The 16,100-nt window shown below is 71.7% G+C and carries 14 protein-coding genes; 3 read left to right on the top strand and 11 right to left on the bottom strand.

What is annotated here, in order from left to right; all coding sequences use genetic code 11:
* Nucleotides 1-14 precede the first annotated feature (14 nt).
* Both ADK36_RS30080 and ADK36_RS30075 read right to left on the bottom strand, forming a co-directional pair.
* On the bottom strand, nucleotides 15-902 hold the full coding sequence (locus ADK36_RS30080) for an alpha/beta fold hydrolase (protein WP_048581259.1): 888 nt from the start codon (nucleotides 900-902) through the stop codon (nucleotides 15-17).
* A 671-nt stretch (nucleotides 903-1,573) separates the two neighbouring features.
* The gene (locus ADK36_RS30075) at nucleotides 1,574-2,266 is read right to left on the bottom strand and encodes a metal-dependent transcriptional regulator (protein ID WP_048581258.1); all 693 of its coding nucleotides are present in this window, start codon (nucleotides 2,264-2,266) and stop codon (nucleotides 1,574-1,576) included.
* A 382-nt stretch (nucleotides 2,267-2,648) separates the two neighbouring features.
* Between ADK36_RS30075 and ADK36_RS30070 the strand changes: the two genes are divergently transcribed.
* A complete protein-coding gene (locus ADK36_RS30070; RefSeq protein WP_048581257.1) occupies nucleotides 2,649-3,404 on the top strand; it encodes an SIS domain-containing protein in 756 nt (251 codons plus the stop codon).
* 31 nt (nucleotides 3,405-3,435) lie between these two features.
* Here ADK36_RS30070 and ADK36_RS30065 read toward each other — a convergent pair whose 3' ends face one another.
* The 4 genes from ADK36_RS30065 to pdxH form a co-directional block, all read right to left on the bottom strand.
* Nucleotides 3,436-4,884, bottom strand: coding sequence for a PAS domain-containing protein (locus ADK36_RS30065; protein WP_048581256.1), 1,449 nt, complete (start codon nucleotides 4,882-4,884; stop codon nucleotides 3,436-3,438).
* 175 nt (nucleotides 4,885-5,059) lie between these two features.
* Nucleotides 5,060-5,524, bottom strand: coding sequence for a GNAT family N-acetyltransferase (locus ADK36_RS30060; RefSeq protein ID WP_048581255.1), 465 nt, complete (start codon nucleotides 5,522-5,524; stop codon nucleotides 5,060-5,062).
* Nucleotides 5,517-5,927 carry a RidA family protein gene (locus ADK36_RS30055; protein WP_048581254.1) on the bottom strand — a complete coding sequence of 137 codons (411 nt, stop codon included), beginning with the start codon at nucleotides 5,925-5,927 and terminating at the stop codon, nucleotides 5,517-5,519. Before ADK36_RS30055 ends, ADK36_RS30060 begins: the two co-directional genes overlap by 8 nt.
* Before the next feature lie 331 nt (nucleotides 5,928-6,258).
* Nucleotides 6,259-6,927 carry a pyridoxamine 5'-phosphate oxidase gene (gene pdxH / locus ADK36_RS30050; protein ID WP_048581340.1) on the bottom strand — a complete coding sequence of 223 codons (669 nt, stop codon included), beginning with the start codon at nucleotides 6,925-6,927 and terminating at the stop codon, nucleotides 6,259-6,261.
* 322 nt (nucleotides 6,928-7,249) lie between these two features.
* Here pdxH and ADK36_RS30045 point away from each other — a divergent pair, with 322 nt between their 5' ends.
* Nucleotides 7,250-8,350 carry a citrate synthase 2 gene (locus ADK36_RS30045; protein WP_048581253.1) on the top strand — a complete coding sequence of 367 codons (1,101 nt, stop codon included), beginning with the start codon at nucleotides 7,250-7,252 and terminating at the stop codon, nucleotides 8,348-8,350.
* 266 nt (nucleotides 8,351-8,616) lie between these two features.
* The gene (locus tag ADK36_RS30040) at nucleotides 8,617-10,068 is read left to right on the top strand and encodes a serine/threonine-protein kinase (RefSeq protein ID WP_078942747.1); all 1,452 of its coding nucleotides are present in this window, start codon (nucleotides 8,617-8,619) and stop codon (nucleotides 10,066-10,068) included.
* A gap of 11 nt (nucleotides 10,069-10,079) precedes the next feature.
* Here the strand turns inward: ADK36_RS30040 and ADK36_RS30035 are convergent, their stop codons facing one another.
* From ADK36_RS30035 to ADK36_RS30015, 5 genes are read right to left on the bottom strand one after another with little or no spacing between them, the layout of a single operon-like run.
* Nucleotides 10,080-10,703: a TetR/AcrR family transcriptional regulator gene (locus tag ADK36_RS30035; RefSeq protein WP_048581251.1), complete on the bottom strand. Its 624-nt coding sequence runs from the start codon at nucleotides 10,701-10,703 to the stop codon at nucleotides 10,080-10,082.
* Complete coding sequence (locus tag ADK36_RS30030) at nucleotides 10,691-11,425, bottom strand: enoyl-CoA hydratase family protein (protein WP_048581250.1); 735 nt, start codon at nucleotides 11,423-11,425, stop codon at nucleotides 10,691-10,693. The genes ADK36_RS30035 and ADK36_RS30030 overlap by 13 nt, the downstream gene beginning before the upstream one ends.
* Nucleotides 11,422-12,999, bottom strand: coding sequence for a 4-coumarate--CoA ligase family protein (locus ADK36_RS30025; protein ID WP_048581249.1), 1,578 nt, complete (start codon nucleotides 12,997-12,999; stop codon nucleotides 11,422-11,424). The genes ADK36_RS30030 and ADK36_RS30025 overlap by 4 nt, the downstream gene beginning before the upstream one ends.
* Before the next feature lie 59 nt (nucleotides 13,000-13,058).
* The gene (locus ADK36_RS30020) at nucleotides 13,059-14,198 is read right to left on the bottom strand and encodes an acyl-CoA dehydrogenase family protein (protein ID WP_048581248.1); all 1,140 of its coding nucleotides are present in this window, start codon (nucleotides 14,196-14,198) and stop codon (nucleotides 13,059-13,061) included.
* Between the two features lie 56 nt (nucleotides 14,199-14,254).
* Nucleotides 14,255-16,099, bottom strand: coding sequence for an acetyl/propionyl/methylcrotonyl-CoA carboxylase subunit alpha (locus ADK36_RS30015; protein ID WP_048581247.1), 1,845 nt, complete (start codon nucleotides 16,097-16,099; stop codon nucleotides 14,255-14,257).
* Nucleotide 16,100 lies beyond the last annotated feature (1 nt).

The raw sequence follows: 16,100 nt of genomic DNA, 5'->3' as shown, positions 1-16,100 counted from the left end.
AGAAGGCCCCGAGTTCACAGGCGCCCGGCATCCCCGGCGGAGCGCACCACATCCAGAAAGGGCTCGATCGCCGCGCGCCACCCCTCCGGCTGGTCGTAGTGCACCAGATGACCGGCGTCGGCCACCTCCGCGTACTGCCCGCGCGGCAGCACCCGCACCATCTCCTGCGCCTCGGCCCGCCCCAACTCCCCGTCAAGCCCGCGCACGACCAACGCAGGACACCGGACCTGCGCCAACTCCTCCCAGTGCGCGTCGAACACCCACGCCTTCCGCGAGTCGAGCATCTGGTCCGGGTCGAAAACCGGCCGCCACCCGTCCTCGCACTCGTGCATCACCTCGGCGTAGAACTCGCCCCGCGCGGCGTTCGGCCGCTCCACCCAGGGGTCGTCCTCACCGAACCACTTCCGCACATCGGCAAGCGTGGCGAAGGGAACGGGCCAGGACCTGAACCAGTCCGCCCACTCCCGCTGCGAGGCCGAGCCGAGCGCGGAGGCGCGCATGTCGCAGATGATCACGCCGTGCACCAGGTCGGGCCGCTTGGCGGCGAGCTGCCACGCGGTCAGCGCACCCATGGCATGGCCGATGAGGACGGCCGGGGCGAGACCGAGCTGTTCGAGGGCCGCCTCGGCGTCGTCGACGTACGCCTCACGCGTGAAGGCGGCTTGCGAGTGCTTGTCGCTACGGCCGTGGCCACGCTGGTCCAGCGCGACGGCGCGGTGCCGCTCGGAGAGCCAGCGGGCGGTGGAGGCCCAGTGCGAGGCGCGGCCCATGAGGCCGTGCAGTAACAGCACGCCTGGCGTGCCGTCGGGTTCCCTGGCGGGGTCGGTCTTGGGAGGGTCGCCGAACTCCCAGGCCGCGAGACGTACCCCGCCCTTCCCGGTCACGTCGATGCGCCGCGCCATTGGTCCTGGCACCCCCCTAGCTCCGCTCGGACCGCTCGAGCCGGCCGGTCCTGTGAACCGTGTCCTGCCTGCCGTATCTGCCGTATCTGCCGTCGCTCGTGCGAGCACCGCTCGCCACCTGCGGTGCAGGCGTCGGCGGTGCCGTCGCACACGATGTGTATGTCCTGTGTGTCTGACGTGATCTTATGCGCACACCCATGAAGCGCACGTTCCGCCTGACCCGTCACCCGCAGACTATCGAACCCCTATTCGAAAATGCCGTCTCCGCGGCCAACACCCCTCATTCGAGTGACCCCTCCCAAGGATTGATCGGCACCGCCGAGGGGAGATCTTCACCGGGAGGCGGACCGCTCGGGGAAACCGGTCCGAGGGGAATGACCCTGAGAGCTCGGGGCTCCGGGTCAACACAGGGGAGGACAGGCCCCGGCGCCACACGGCGCCGGGGCCCTCTCCATGTCCACGGCACATCCGCCCGCCCCTTCCCCGGCCGGACGCATCGCTGTCCATCACGGCCAAGAGCTCTCAGGTCGTATGCCTCACGCGACAGACTGGCACGCGAATCGGCGGAGCGCTGCGATTCGGCGTACTGGATCTTGGAATGGGCGAGATCGACGGATCGCCACAACTCCCGTTCGCCCGCCGGGAGTTACACGAAAGGAAAGGCCGTTGGCTCAGCGCTTCGCGACGAACACATGCGAGGCGACGTCCGCCTCCAGCTCGGCCGCCTCACCACCACTGCCCACGAGCACACCACCCGCCGACTCGGTCACACTCACCACCGAGCCGGGCTGCACACCGGCCCGCCGCAGCGTGTACATCAGCTGCGCGTCGGTCTGGATCGGCTCGCCGATACGCCGGACCACGACCGTCTTGCCCTCGACCCCCGGGTCCAGATCAGCCAGCGAGACCATGCCCGCGTCCAGGAACGGATCGGCGCCGTCCTTCTCGCCGAGCTCCTCGAGGCCCGGGATGGGGTTGCCGTACGGCGACTCGGTCGGATGCCGCAGCAGCTCCAGCACACGCCGCTCCACGGCCTCGCTCATGACGTGCTCCCAGCGACACGCCTCGGCGTGCACCTGCTCCCACTCCAGCCCGATCACGTCGACGAGCAGACACTCGGCGAGACGGTGCTTGCGCATGACGCGGGTGGCCAGGCGCCGCCCCTCGTCGGTGAGCTCCAGATGCCGGTCGGACGCCACGGACACCAGCCCGTCACGCTCCATCCGCGCCACCGTCTGGCTGACGGTGGGCCCGCTCTGGTCCAGCCGCTCGGCGATACGGGCGCGCATGGGGACCACGCCTTCCTCCTCCAGCTCGAGGATGGTGCGGAGATACATCTCCGTGGTGTCGATCAGTCCGGACATACGTGCCCCTCGATTAGCTCTGCGATTAGCTCAGCCGGAAGCGAGACAGCTCCACGGCGCGTGCGCTGGCCCTGTACTCAATTCTGCCGGATACCACGGACAACCGTGCCGCGCCGCCGAAACCAGCGATTTCCCAGCGCCCATCGCCCCCACGGCGCGGCAGCCGCGTACGGCGGTGAGGGGACGTGTCGGAGGGCCGCCCGCAGGCTCTACGCGCACCCCCACCGAACCCGCGCAGGCGCCGCAGACACAGCCGCGAACCCCCGCGCACCGGCACCAGGCCGCCACAGGCACCCCCGTATTGACACCACACTGGTCCAGACCGCACGGTGATCCGCAACGCACCCCCACCCCAGCACCCCGCCACCCCGGAGGGCCCCGCATGAGCGACAGCAAGCCGGCCGACCAGTTCTTCGACGCCGCGATCGGCCTCCTCCAGCGGGTCCGTGCCGAGGAGGCCGAGAACATCGAGGCAGCCGGCACCCTGCTCGCCGACACCGTCGCCTCCGGCGGCCGGCTCTTCGCCTTCGGCGCCGGCCACTCCTCCCTCGCCGCCCAGGACCTCGTCTACCGCGCCGGCGGCCTCGCTCTGATGAACCTGCTCGCGGTCCCCGGCGCCGTAGGCGTCGACGTCATGCCCGCCACCCTCGGCTCCGCCCTCGAACGCGTCGACGGCCTCGCGAGCGCGGTGCTCGACAGCTCCCCGCTCCGCGACGGCGACGCCTTGGTGATCATCTCCCTCTCCGGCCGCAACGCCCTCCCCGTGGAGATGGCCATGAACGCCCGCGCCCTCGGCGTCCGGGTCATCGGCGTGACCTCGGTGGCGTACGCCTCGGAGACGAAGTCCCGCCATGTCTCCGGCACCTACCTCAAGGACCACTGCGACATCGTCCTCGACTCGAAGATCGCGATCGGCGACGCGGAACTCACCCTCGACACGATCCCGGCCCCCTTCGCCCCCGCCTCCACGGTCGTCACGACGGCCCTCCTCCAGGCCGTCACGGCCACCGCGGCCGCCTCCCTGGCCGCCCGCGGCATCGAGCCCCCGCTCCTGCGCTCCGGCAACGTCGACGGCGGCCTCGACTGGAACAACCGGGTGTTCGAACAGTACGGCGACAGGATCTTCTACCGCCGATAGGGCGGGAGGCGCCGCCCGGCCCGGAGCCGCGCTACTCCGGGCCCAGCACCCCCGCGAGATCCAGCGCGGAAGCGATCCGCACCGCCACATCCTCCGCGTACACCGCGTCGCTCCGCTCGAACGCACTCCGCCCCGCGCCCCGCAGAAACGTCACGACCCCCAGCGTCCGCCCCCGGCTCCGCAGCACCGCGCACAGTGCGTGCACCGCGTCCGCGGGCCACTGCCGCCCCGCCGCCCACGCCCGCGCCTGCTCCGCCGACATGCTGCCCGCGTCGGCCCGCACCGACCCGGCCCGCGCCACGCACTGCAACGCCGGATGCCCCTCGGCGTACCGCACCGGCAACCCGGCCTCCCCGCCGAGCAGACTCGGCCCCGGCGCACCGGAGGGAGTCACGGCGACCCGGACGAGCCGTACCGGCCCGGCGGGCTCCGCATCCTCGTCCATATGCGGATCCGCTACCGCCCCGCCCGCGACCCGGTCGATCAGCGCATGATCGGCGAACCCGGCCAGCGCGAAGTCCAGATGCACGGTCGCCGCGTCCGCCGGGTCCTCGCACTCCGAGGCGGCCCGCGCCGCCCGATGCAGCTGATTGGCCCGGAACCGCAGCAGGGCCGCCTCCTGCTCGGCCTGCTTGGCCTCGGTCATGTCCTGGAAGAGCCAGCCCACCCCCAACGGCACCGGCTCCTCCGCGAGCGGCGAGGCCAGCCGTACGAAGCCGCACCGCCAGCACCGCCGCCGCTCGCCCTCCGGCGTCCGTACACTCACCCAGATCTCGGCGGGCGCGGGCGGCGCACCCTCCGCCAGCACATGGGTGAGCGCGCTCTCCAACTCCTCGACTCCTTGGGCGAGCAGATCCCCGAGCGGCCGCCCGAGCACGGACGTGCGCCCGATACCCAGCGCACGGGCCGCGTGAGCGTTCACCACGGCCGGCCGTAGATCCGCGTCGACGAGCACCACACCCCACGACGCGTCCTCGAACAACGCCTCGCTCAGCGCGATCGACCTCTCCAGATCGATCTGCGCGTGCACCTCGCTGAAAGCGCAGTACACCCCAGCCGGCTTCCCGTCCGGACCGTGTACGGCCGCCGACTGCGTGCGTACGAGCACCCGCCCGCCGTCCTTGGTCAGCAGCGCGAACTCGTGCACCTGCCGCCCGGGAGCGTCCATGGCGGACATCAGCCGCGCCTCGACCTCCTCGGCGTCGGCCTCGCGCACCGCCCACCCGGCGAACCCGCGCCGCCCCACGGCCTCGGTCGCACTCCACCCGAGGATCCGCTCCGCCTCACGGTTCCAATGGGTGACGACCCCGTCCGCGTCGAAGGCGCACAGGGCAGCGTCCATCCCGTCCAGCAGTGCGGCCAGCAGATCAGAACCGCCTGCGGAACCCTCCGAACCACCCGCCGAACCCTCCGGACCGTCCCGCTCGGGTTCGTCCGGCCCCAGCTCGTCGGTGGTCCCACTACGCCGGGAAGCACTCACCTGGACCCCCTGCCAAGCCTGCCAAGCTGCGTCCGCACGTACGACGCGTCGGTGCGCTCACTCGCAATCATCTAACTGGAACGTGACGCAGCACACACCGAGTTCCCACAAGATTGAAGGAATCGTTGTACGGCGGAAATCCCGGGAAACCGGCCGCACGCGCCCCGCCCCACCATCACGCCCCGCTGACCTCGTAGCCCGCCAACCGCAACGTCAGCCACACCTCGTTCTCGTCCTCCGGCGCCACATACCGGTCGACCTCCACAAACCCCCGCTTCTCGGCGAACCGGAGCCCGTCCCCGTTGGCGGTCAGGACCACGGTCCGGATCTCCCGCGCACCAAGCACGCGCGCGTGCGTGAGCCCGTCCTCGTACAGCGCGGACCCGAACCCCCGGCCCCGGTACTCGGGCAGCACGCGCGCGATGACGGTCGCCACGCCCTCGTCGCCCTCCGGCGGCCGTACGGTCGAGCAGCCCACGAGCGCGTCCCCGGCATACGCGTTCCGCAGCTGATGCCGCCCACCGCGCTCGCGTACCTCGTCGAGGCTCAGCTCGTCCGGCGGCACGATCACGTTGTGGACGTGCCGCCACTCCCGAAGCATGACGTCACCGTCCACCGGCACGATCCGAAGATCAGACATGAGACCCGCTTCCCCTCCTCGCGTACACCTCAATCTCGATCTTCATACGTGGATCCGCGAGCCCGCACATCATCATCGTCGCCGCCGGCCGCACCTCCCCGAAGTAACGCCGCAACACGGGCCAGCAGGGCTCGAAGTCCTCCCGCTCGGGCAGCAGGTACCGCACCCGCACCACATCCGCGAACGAGGCCCCCGCCTCCGCCAGCGCGGCCCCCACATTCCGCAGACACTGCTCGGCCTGCTCCACCACGTCCTCGGAGATCGTCATCGTCGCGTAGTCGAACCCGGTAGTCCCCGACACATGCACCCAGTCCCCGTCGACCACGGCACGCGCGTACCCGATCTGCTCCTCGAAGGTCGAACCACTGAGAATCGCGACCCGCCCCACATGCTGCTCCGTCATGATCGGAACGCTAGGTGCGAGGGTGCTGATACGTCCATCACGAAAAAAGCGGTTGATCGGGGCAGAGCCACTTCTTAGGGTGTGCGGTACACGAGAAGGGAGGTGGTTCGGCAGATGTATGAATACCGGACGCGTGAGGTGGCTGCGGGCTAGCGGCCCGTCACCCCACCCAGTGCGGTGCCGGACCAGCACGTGACAGACGCGTGCAGCCGGCCCAATCCCAGCAGTCACCCGACCCGCGAGCTCGCCGGTAACGTCCGGCCGGCTCCTCCGCCCCGGCGGAGGGACCCGAGTTCGCGGGTCGTCTGCGTTCGCGGAGCCGGCGCCGCCCTCACGGGCTGAGCCGCTCCACCCGCCAGCTCCCGTCCTGCTCCGCCACGTACCGCAGCCGGTCGTGCAGCCGGTTCTCCCGCCCCTGCCAGAACTCCACCGCCTGCGGCGCCACCCGGAAGCCGCCCCAGTGCGGCGGCACCGGCACCTGCTCGCCCTCGGGATAGCGCGCGGCCAGCTCGGCGTACGAGGCGTCGAGGTCGGCGCGGGTGGCGACGACCGAGGACTGGGCGCTGGCCCAGGCTCCCAGCTGGGAACCGTGCGGGCGGGTGCGGAAGTACGCGGCGGTCTCGTCGCGCCCGGTCCGCCGCGCCACGCCCGTGACGACGACCTGGCGGGCCATCGCGTGCCAGGGGAAGAGCAGGGCGACGTACGGGTTCTCGGCGAGGTCGCGGGCCTTGCGGGAGCCGTAGTTGGTGAAGAAGACGAAGCCCTGCTCGTCGAACTGCTTCAGCAGGACCGTACGGGAACTGGGCCGGCCCTCGGCGTCCGCGGTGGAGACGATCATCGCGTTCGGCTCGAAGAGGTGGGCCTCCGCCGCGGCCTGCTTGAACCAGCGCGCGAACTGTTCCACCGGAGTGGCGGCCAGGTCGTTCTCGGCGAGGCCCTCGGCCCGGTACTGCTTGCGCATCGCGGCGGGGTCGAGGGGGACGGCGTCTCGGTCGGTCACGCCGTCATCTTGCCGTATGCGGCGGGCGCCGTCCGGGACGGTGTCCTTCGTCACGGGGTGGCACTGAGTGCCGCAAGACCTCCCGGAGGGTGGCACTCGGGGTTATCGTGCTGTTGTTGTTTCGATTGGATGACCGTCGGCCGAACGGGGCATCACACGGATACGCCCCGGACCGCGAGTCCGCCGAGGCCCGGAGACCGGCAAGGGCCGGATTCCGAGTCCGTGACCGTGGAACCACCGGCGTACGCCCATCTCTGTCGACCGACGTGTGGTCGTTCCACCCACAACCCCATCCGTCGCACACCTCACGAGGAGCCGCCTGATGTCCGACTTCGTACCCGGACTCGAGGGAGTCGTCGCGTTCGAGACGGAGATCGCCGAACCGGATAAGGAGGGCGGCGCACTCCGGTACCGGGGCGTCGACATCGAGGATCTGGTCGGTCATGTCTCGTTCGGCAACGTCTGGGGACTGCTCGTGGACGGCGCCTTCCGGCCCGGTCTGCCGCCCGCCGAGCCCTTCCCGATTCCCGTGCACTCCGGCGACATCCGCGTCGACGTCCAGTCCGCGCTCGCCATGCTGGCCCCGGTGTGGGGGCTGAAGCCCCTCCTGGACATCGGTGAGGAGCAGGCCCGGGACGACCTGGCCCGCGCCGCCGTCATGGCCCTCTCCTACGTCGCCCAGTCCGCGCGCGGCCAGGGCCTGCCCATGGTTCCGCAGCGCGAGATCGACAAGGCCCAGTCCGTCGTCGAGCGCTTCATGATCCGCTGGCGCGGCGAGCCCGACCCCAAGCACGTGGCCGCCGTCGACGCGTACTGGACGTCCGCCGCCGAGCACGGCATGAACGCCTCCACCTTCACGGCCCGCGTCATCGCCTCCACCGGCGCCGACGTGGCCGCGGCGCTCTCCGGTGCCGTGGGAGCCATGTCCGGCCCGCTGCACGGCGGCGCCCCCTCCCGTGTTCTGCACATGATCGAGGAGATCGAGCGCACCGGCGACGCCGAGGCGTATGTGAAGCAGACGCTCGACAAGGGCGAACGCCTCATGGGCTTCGGCCACCGCGTCTACCGCGCCGAGGACCCGCGCGCCCGGGTCCTGCGCCGCACCGCCCGCGAGCTGGGCGCCCCGCGCTTCGAGGTCGCCGAGGCCCTGGAGAAGGCGGCCCTGGAGGAGCTGCACAACCGGCGCCCGGACCGGGTCCTGGCCACCAACGTGGAGTTCTGGGCCGCCATCATGCTGGACTTCGCGGAGGTCCCGGCGCACATGTTCACGTCCATGTTCACCTGTGCCCGTACGGCGGGCTGGTCGGCGCACATCCTGGAGCAGAAGCGCACCGGCCGGCTCGTGCGCCCCTCCGCGCGCTACATCGGCCCGGGCCCGCGCGACCCGCGCGAGGTCGAGGGCTACGCCGACATCGCGCACTGATCCCCCGGCCTTCACCAGCGTCACCAGTCCTCACCCAGCCCCGGCAGCCCACGAATCCCCGGATCCCCTCCGGCGGGCCGGTCATCACGCGGAGCCGGTCAGCTCCGCGTGATGCCGCTCGGCGGCGGCCGGAACGCTGTCCGGTGCCGACGCCGTACGGAACGTGACTGATCCACTCCGCCAGTATGCTGGGGCGGCTGCGGCATCCCACCATCACCCGTCCCCACGTGGTGAGTTGCGGCCTGCGGCGATCGAGACGTCACGGCATGAGGGATGGGGATCAGGTGCTGATAGCGGGCCGCTACCGGCTGAGCGAGCCGATCGGGCGCGGGGGGATGGGGGAGGTCTGGCGGGCCTACGACGAGTCGCTCGCCCGGGATGTGGCCGTCAAGCTGCTGCTGCCCCAGGACTCCGACCCCACCGCCACGTCCCGGTTCCGGCTGGAGGCGCAGACGGCGGCGCGGATCGACCATCCGAACGTGGTGGGCGTCCGGGACTTCGGCGAGTACGACAACCGGCTCTTCCTGGTGATGGAGCTCGTCCGGGGCGACAGCCTCGCCACGACGCTGGTGCGGTCCGGCGCGCTGCCCGCCGAACGCGTGGCCCGGATCGCCGCCCAGGCCGCCGCGGGACTGGCCGCCGCGCACCGGCAGGGCATCGTCCACCGGGACATCAAGCCCGGCAACCTGCTCCTGGACGCCGACGGCACCCTCAAGATCGGTGACTTCGGGATCGCCCGCTTCCTCGACGATCCCGGCGCCGCGCTGACCGCCACCGGCCAGATCGTCGGCACGAGTCTGTACCTCGCCCCCGAGCGCGCCCTGGGGCAGCCGGCGGGCCCGGCCTCCGACGTCTACGCGCTGGGCTGTGTGCTCTACCAACTCCTCACCGGCCGCCCGCCCTTCCAGGCCGACACCGCGGTGGCGATCCTGCACCAGCATCTGGACGCCGTCCCCGTGCCGCCCCGCGAGCTGGGCGTCCCGGGCCTCCCGCCCGCCTTCGAGAGCTACCTGCTCGGCCTGCTCGCCAAGGAGCCCGAGCACCGGCCCGCCGCCCAGCGGGCCGCCGACTGGTTCGCCGACGGCGCCTGGCAGGGGCGCCCCGAGCCACTGCCCGACGCGACGGCTCCGGCGGCGTCCGCCCCCGGATCGCAGCGGGTGGGTGAGACCAGCAACCCGACTACGTACATGCTGCCGTCCGCCCAGGGGACAGCGTCCGCCGCAGGATCCAGAACCGGATCCAGAACCAGAACAAGACCCGGAGCCGGCCCCGGAACCAGCCCCGGGGCCAGACCCCGATCCGGATCGAGATCCAAGCCCAGCTCGCAGTCCCGGACCCGCGTGGCGGTCACGGCAGCGGCAGCGGCGCTCTTCATGGCCGCGATGCTCATCGGCATGCTGTGGTTCTCTCCCGACAACACCGGCGCGGAGGGCACGAAATCGGAGGCCCCGCCGAGCCCGTCCGCTTCCACACCCACACCCATACCCGCGACCGCCTCCGCGTCCCCCCTGGAGTCGTCACCCTCCCCGGTCGCCTCCCCGAGCCCGGACGCGGTGGAGACGAGCGTCGGTCAGGAAGGGCAGGACGACGAGAAGCAGGAGAAGGAGCGGCGGGAGCGCGAGAAGCGGGAGCAGGAGCGGGCGAGGCTGGAGCAGGAGCAGCAACGCGCGGTGCAGCAGGACGACGACGGCGACGACAGCGGCGAGGGCGACGACTGACTGTCCCCTGCTCAGCCCAACGCCTCGTCCAGCAGCCGGGCCCACTGCGCCACCACCCGTTCCCGGCGACCGGCGTCGTCGGTGAGGAGGTTGGCGAGGCCCAGCCCGCGGGCCATGTCGAGGAGTCCTTGGACCGTCTCCCGAACGCCCGCCTCGGACTCGTCGGCGCCCAGCAGGTCCACCGCGATCCGATGGGTCTCGCGGCCCACGCGGGCCTCCAGCTCCGTGACCCGGGGTCGTAGCTGCTCCTCGTTCGAGGCGGCCACCCACAGGTGCAGGGCCGCGCGGAACAGGGGGCCGGTGTAGAGGTCGACGAGGGCGGCGACGACCGCGCGCCGGTCGCCCGCGGCGCCCTGCGGGAACAGGGCGCGCAGGGCCGTCGAGCGTTCCTCGGCGACGTACTCGACCGCCGCGGTGAAGAGGTCCTCGCGGGTCGGGAAGTGGTGCTGGGCGGCGCCTCGGGAGACCCCGGCGCGTTCGGCTACGACGGAGACCGTGGAGCCCGCCCAGCCGTGTTCGGCGAGACAGGCCACGGCGGCTTCCAGGAGCCGCTGCCGGGTGGCGCGGCTGCGGTCCTGTTTGGGCACGCGGTCGGTACGGTCCACGCGGTCGCCGACTGTGCTCACACCACCCATTCCGGATCCCGTCTTTCTAGGAAGGCCGTCATCCCCTCGCGGGCCTGCGCGGAGGAGAACAGCCGGGCCGAGAGTGCGGTCAGGTCGGCCGCGTCCCGGTCGAAGGCTTCCAGCACCTTAGCCGTGAGCAGGGCCTTCGTCTCGGCCAGGGCCTGGGGGGAGGCGCGGCGCAGTCCGCCCAGGAGGGGGGCCAGTGCCTCGTCGACGTCGTCACCCTCGGTCGTGAGCAGGCCGATGCGGGCCGCCTCGGGGGCGGTGAAGCGTTCGCCGGTGAGGTAGTAGCGGGCCAGGGCGCGGGCGTCCGTGCGGGGCAGCAGCGGGAGGGAGATCACGGCCGGGGCTACGCCGATGTGCACCTCCGTGAAGGCGAAGGTGGCCTGTGCCGACGCGGCCGAGATGTCGCAGGCCGCGAGCAGGCCGAGGCCGCCCGCGCGGACGTGGCCGGTGACGCGGGCGACGACCGGCTTGCGCAGTTCCACGATCAGCCGGAGCAACGCCACCAGGTCGTCCGGGGGCGGGGGGTCGCGCAGGTCGGCGCCCGCGCAGAACGTGTTGCCGGTGTGGGTGAGGACGATCGCGCGTACGTCGGCGTCCTTGCCGCAGTCCGTCAGCGCGTCGGTCAGCTCGCCCACGAGCGCCGCCGACAGGGCGTTGCGGTTGTGCGGGGAGTCGAGGGTGAGGGTTTCGACGCCACGCGCGCGCGTGCGGCCGACCAGCGTCATGCGTCCTCCCGCAGTGCCCGCAGTTCGCGGCGCAGGATCTTGCCGGAGGCGGCCCGCGGGACGCCGTCGATGAAGGTGACCTGGCGGACGCGTTTGTAAGGGGCGACGCGTTCGGCGACGTACATCATGACCTCTCCTTCGGAGAGGCCGGTGGCGGCGGGCTGGCGGACCACATAGGCGTGCGGGACCTCGTTGCCGTCGTCGTTGTAGGCGCCGATGACCGCGGCGTCGGCGATGCCGGGGTGGGTGAGCAGGAGGGCCTCCAGTTCGGCGGGGGCCACCTGGAAGCCCTTGTACTTGATGAGTTCCTTGACGCGGTCCACGACGAACAGCCAGCCCTCGGCGTCGACATGGCCGACGTCGCCGGTGTGCAGCCAGCCGTCTGCGTCGATCATCGCGGCGGTGGCGTCGGGGCGGCCGAGGTAGCCCTTCATGACCTGGGGGCCGCGGATGAGGATCTCGCCGGACTCGCCGGTGCCGAGGTCCTTGTCGGGGTCGTCGAGGGAGACGACGCGCATCTCGGTGCCGGGGATGAGCCTGCCGACGGTTCCGGCGGGCGCGTCGTGCATGGCGGCCAGCGGGACGACGTGGGTGCCGGGGGACAGTTCCGTCATGCCGTACGCCTGGCCGAGCGGCGGCAGGCCGAGGCGCTGCGAGCAGGCGGCCGCGAGCTTCGCGTCCAGGGGCGCGGCGGCACTGACGATGTACTTCAGGGACGAGAGGTCGTACCGCTCGACCAGGGGGTGCTTGGCGAGGGCCAGGACGATCGGCGGGGCCACGTACAGGCCGGTGATGCGGTGGTTCTGGATGGCGGCGAGGAAGGTCTCCAGGTCGAAGCGGGGCAGGACGACGACCGTGGCGCCCAGCCTCAGGGGGGCGTTCATCAGTGCGGTCAGGCCGTATATGTGGAAGAAGGGCAGCACGGCCAGGATGCGGTCGCCGGGGCCTGCCGGGATGGTGGGTTCCAGCTGGGCGAGGTTGGTGGCGATCTGGCGGTGGGTGAGCATCACGCCCTTGGGGGTGCCCGTGGTGCCCGACGAGTACGGCAGGGCGGCGACGTCCGCGACGGGGTCGATGTCGACCTGTGGTTCGGGGGCGGCGGAGGCCAGCATGTCGATGAGCGAGCGGTGTCCCGGCGCGCTGTCGCACACGAAGATCTCCTGGACGCCGCCCGCGAGTTCGGCTGCCCGGCGTGCCACCTCCAGCAGCGGTGAGACGGTGACGATCCAGCGGGCCGCCGAGTCCGTCAGCTGCTTGGCGAACTCCTCGGGGGTGGCCAGCGGGTGCACGGTCGTGACGGAGGCACCCGCGCGCGTGGCCGCGTAGAAGGCGGTCGGGAAGGCGACCGTGTTGGGGCTGTGCAGCGCGAGGACGTCGCCCTTGCGGACGCCCGCCTCGGCGAGGGCGGCGGCGACGCGCCGGTGGAAGCGGTCGAGCTGTTCGTAGGTGAGGGTGGTGCCGTCCGTGCCGTCGATGAGCGCGGGTGCGTCACCGAACTCGGCGGCCCGGCCCAGTACGGCTTCATGGATGGGGAGTTCTACGGCCGGGACGTCTGCGTACTCGCTGCGGAACACGGTTCCTCCTCGCGACACGGTGCCGGTCCGATACCGGTCGGACACCGGTCGAATACCGGTCAGTACGACTTGGGCAGGCCAAGGGTCTGGTGGGAGACGTAGTTGAGAATCATCTCCCGGCTCACCGGAGCAATACGAGACACGCGGGCCGCGGTTATCAACGAGGCGAGCCCGAACTCGCGCGTGAGGCCGTTGCCGCCGAGGGTGTGCACGGCCTGGTCGACCGCCTTCACACAGGCCTCCCCCGCCGCGTACTTGGCCATGTTCGCGGCCTCACCAGCGCCGACGTCGTCCCCCGCGTCGTACAGGTGGGCCGCCTTCTGCATCATCAGGCGGGCCAGTTCGAGCTCGATGTGCGCCTGGGCGAGAGGGTGCGCGATGGCCTGGTGGGCGCCGATGGGGGCCTTCCAGACGGTCCGCTCGCGCGCGTACTCGACGGCACGGGCGAGGGCGTAGCGGCCCATGCCGATCGCGAAGGCGGCCGTCATGACGCGTTCGGGGTTGAGGCCGGCGAACAGCTGGAGGAGGCCCGCGTCCTCGTCGCCGACGAGGGCGTCGGCGGGGAGCCGTACGTCGTCGAGGGTCAGCTCGAACTGCTTCTCCGCGGCGTCGAGTTCCATGTCGATCTGGCGTCGCGTGAAGCCTTCGGTGTCGCGCGGGACGATGAAGAGGCACGGCTTGAGGTTGCCGGTGCGGGCGTCCTGGGTGCGGCCGACGATGAGGGTCGCGTCGGCTATGTCGACGCCGGAGATGAAGACCTTGCGGCCGGTGAGGAGCCAGTCTCCGGAGTCCGGGTCGCGGCGGGCCGTGGTCGTGATGCGGTGGCTGTTGGAGCCGGCGTCGGGCTCGGTGATGCCGAAGGCCATGGTGCGGGTGCCGTCGGCGAGGCCGGGGAGCCACTGCTGTTTCTGTTCGTCCGTGCCGAAGCGGGCGATCACCGTGCCGCAGATCGCCGGGGAGACGATCATCATCAGCAGGGGGCAGCCTGCGGCGCCCAGTTCTTCGAGGACGATGGAGAGTTCGGCGACGCCCCCGCCTCCGCCTCCGTACTCCTCGGGAAGGTTGACACCCAGATAGCCGAGTTTCGCGGCCTCCGACCACAGGGCTTCACGGTCGAAGGTGCGGCCGTGGCGCTTGCCGAGGGCCGAGACGGCGGCGCGGAGGGCCTTGTGTTCCTCGGATTCGAGAGCGGGGGGCATGGGGGCTCCTTCCGGCGGCGGATTGTTGGTGGTTGCTCGCGCAGTTCCCCGCGCGCCTATGGGGTCGGCTGCACCACTGCCAGTAGGGCGCCGACCGTCACCTGTTGTCCGGGCATGGCGTGCAGGGCCGTCAGCGTGCCTGTGGCCGGTGCTGTGATCTTGTGTTCCATCTTCATCGCCTCCAGCCACAGCAGGGGCTGACCGGACTCGACGGACGTTCCCTCGGTCAGGCCGTCGGCGACACGGACGACCGTTCCCGGCATGGGGGCCAGGAGCGAGCCCGGCGCGTGCTGGGCCGTCGGGGCGGGGAAGCGGGGCAGTGCGGTGAGGCGGGTGGTGTTGACGTGGATCTCGTCGCCGTAGCGGGTGACCTCGAAGTTCCTTCGTACGCCGTCCGCTTCGAGTACGACGAGACGCGCGTCGGCGTGTACGACGCGCACCCCGTCCGCCTCCAGGCCCGCGCGTGTGTGGCGGTAACGGACCTCGATCTCCTCCCCCGCCATCTCGTAGCGCTTGGTCTGGGGCTGGGAGGGGACGTTGCGGAAGCCGCCGAAGCGGGAGCGGGTCCCGGCGTCGGCCAGGGCCGCGGCGAGGGGCGCGTGCGGGTCGGGGGCGAGCTCGGCCAGTTCGGTGAGGTGGCGGTCGTAGAAGCCGGTGTCCATACGGGCGGCCGTGAACTCCTTGTGCCGCAGGGAGCGGACGAGGAGGTCGCGGTTGGTGGGCGGGCCGTGGACGGCGGCGCCGGCCAGCGCACCGGCCAGCCTGCGGATCGCCTCCCCGCGCGTGGCGGCGTGCGCGACGACCTTGGCGAGCATCGGGTCGTAGTGGACGCCGATCTCGTCGCCGTCGGTGAAGCCGGTGTCCAGGCGGACGCCTTCGGGGACGGCGAGGCGGTGCAGGGTGCCGGTCTGGGGGGCCCAGCCGCGGGCCGGGTCCTCGGCGTAGAGGCGGGCCTCGACGGCGTGGCCACGCGCGCGTGGGGGCTCGCTTTCGAGGGCGTGGCCTTCGGCCACCCGGATCTGGAGGGCGACCAGGTCGACGCCGTACACGGCCTCGGTGACGGGGTGTTCGACCTGGAGGCGGGTGTTCATCTCGAGGAAGTGCGCGGTGTCGCCGGCGACGAGGAACTCGACGGTTCCGGCGCCGACGTAGCCGACGGCACGTGCGGCGCGTACGGCCATCTCGTGGAGGGAGTCGGTGAGTTCGCGGGTCAGGCCGGGCGCCGGGGCCTCCTCGATCACCTTCTGGTGACGCCGCTGGAGGGAGCAGTCGCGGGTGCCGAGCGCCCACACCGTGCCGTGGGTGTCGGCGAGGATCTGCACCTCGACGTGGCGGCCGTCCTCCAGGTAGGGCTCGACGAACACCTCGCCGTCACCGAAGGCGCTGTGGGCTTCGGCACGCGCGGCCCCGAGTTCGGCGTCCAGGTCCGCGAGCCGCCGTACGACGCGCATACCGCGCCCACCGCCGCCCGCGGCCGCCTTCACCAGCACCGGCAGGTCCGCCTCGGTGACCTCGCGCAGCGGCTCGATGCCCATCAGCTCCTTGGCGCGCGTCTTGGACGCCATCGCCTCGATCGCCTCGGGGGCCGGCCCGATCCAGGTGAGTCCCGCGTCGAGGACCGCGCGGGCGAAGCCGGGGTTCTCGGAGAGGAAGCCGTAGCCGGGGTGCACGGCGTCCGCGCCGGCCGCGCGCGCCGCCTTCACGATCAGGTCGCCGCGCAGATACGTGTCGGAGGGCGCCGCCCCCGGCAGCCGTACCGCTGTGTCGGCCACGCGTGCGTGGAGGGCGTTCGCGTCGGCGTCCGAGTACACGGCGACCGTCCGGATTCCCAACTCACGGCAGGTGCGGAAGACCCGGCAGGCGATCTCGCCCCGGTTGGCGACGAGCACAGAAGTGATCACT

Source organism: Streptomyces viridochromogenes (assembly GCF_001270495.1).
GTDB classification, from domain to species: Bacteria; Actinomycetota; Actinomycetes; order Streptomycetales; family Streptomycetaceae; genus Streptomyces; species Streptomyces viridochromogenes_A.
The sequence above is the reverse complement of the archived record's forward strand: the minus strand, read 5'-3'. Positions and strand labels throughout refer to the sequence as shown.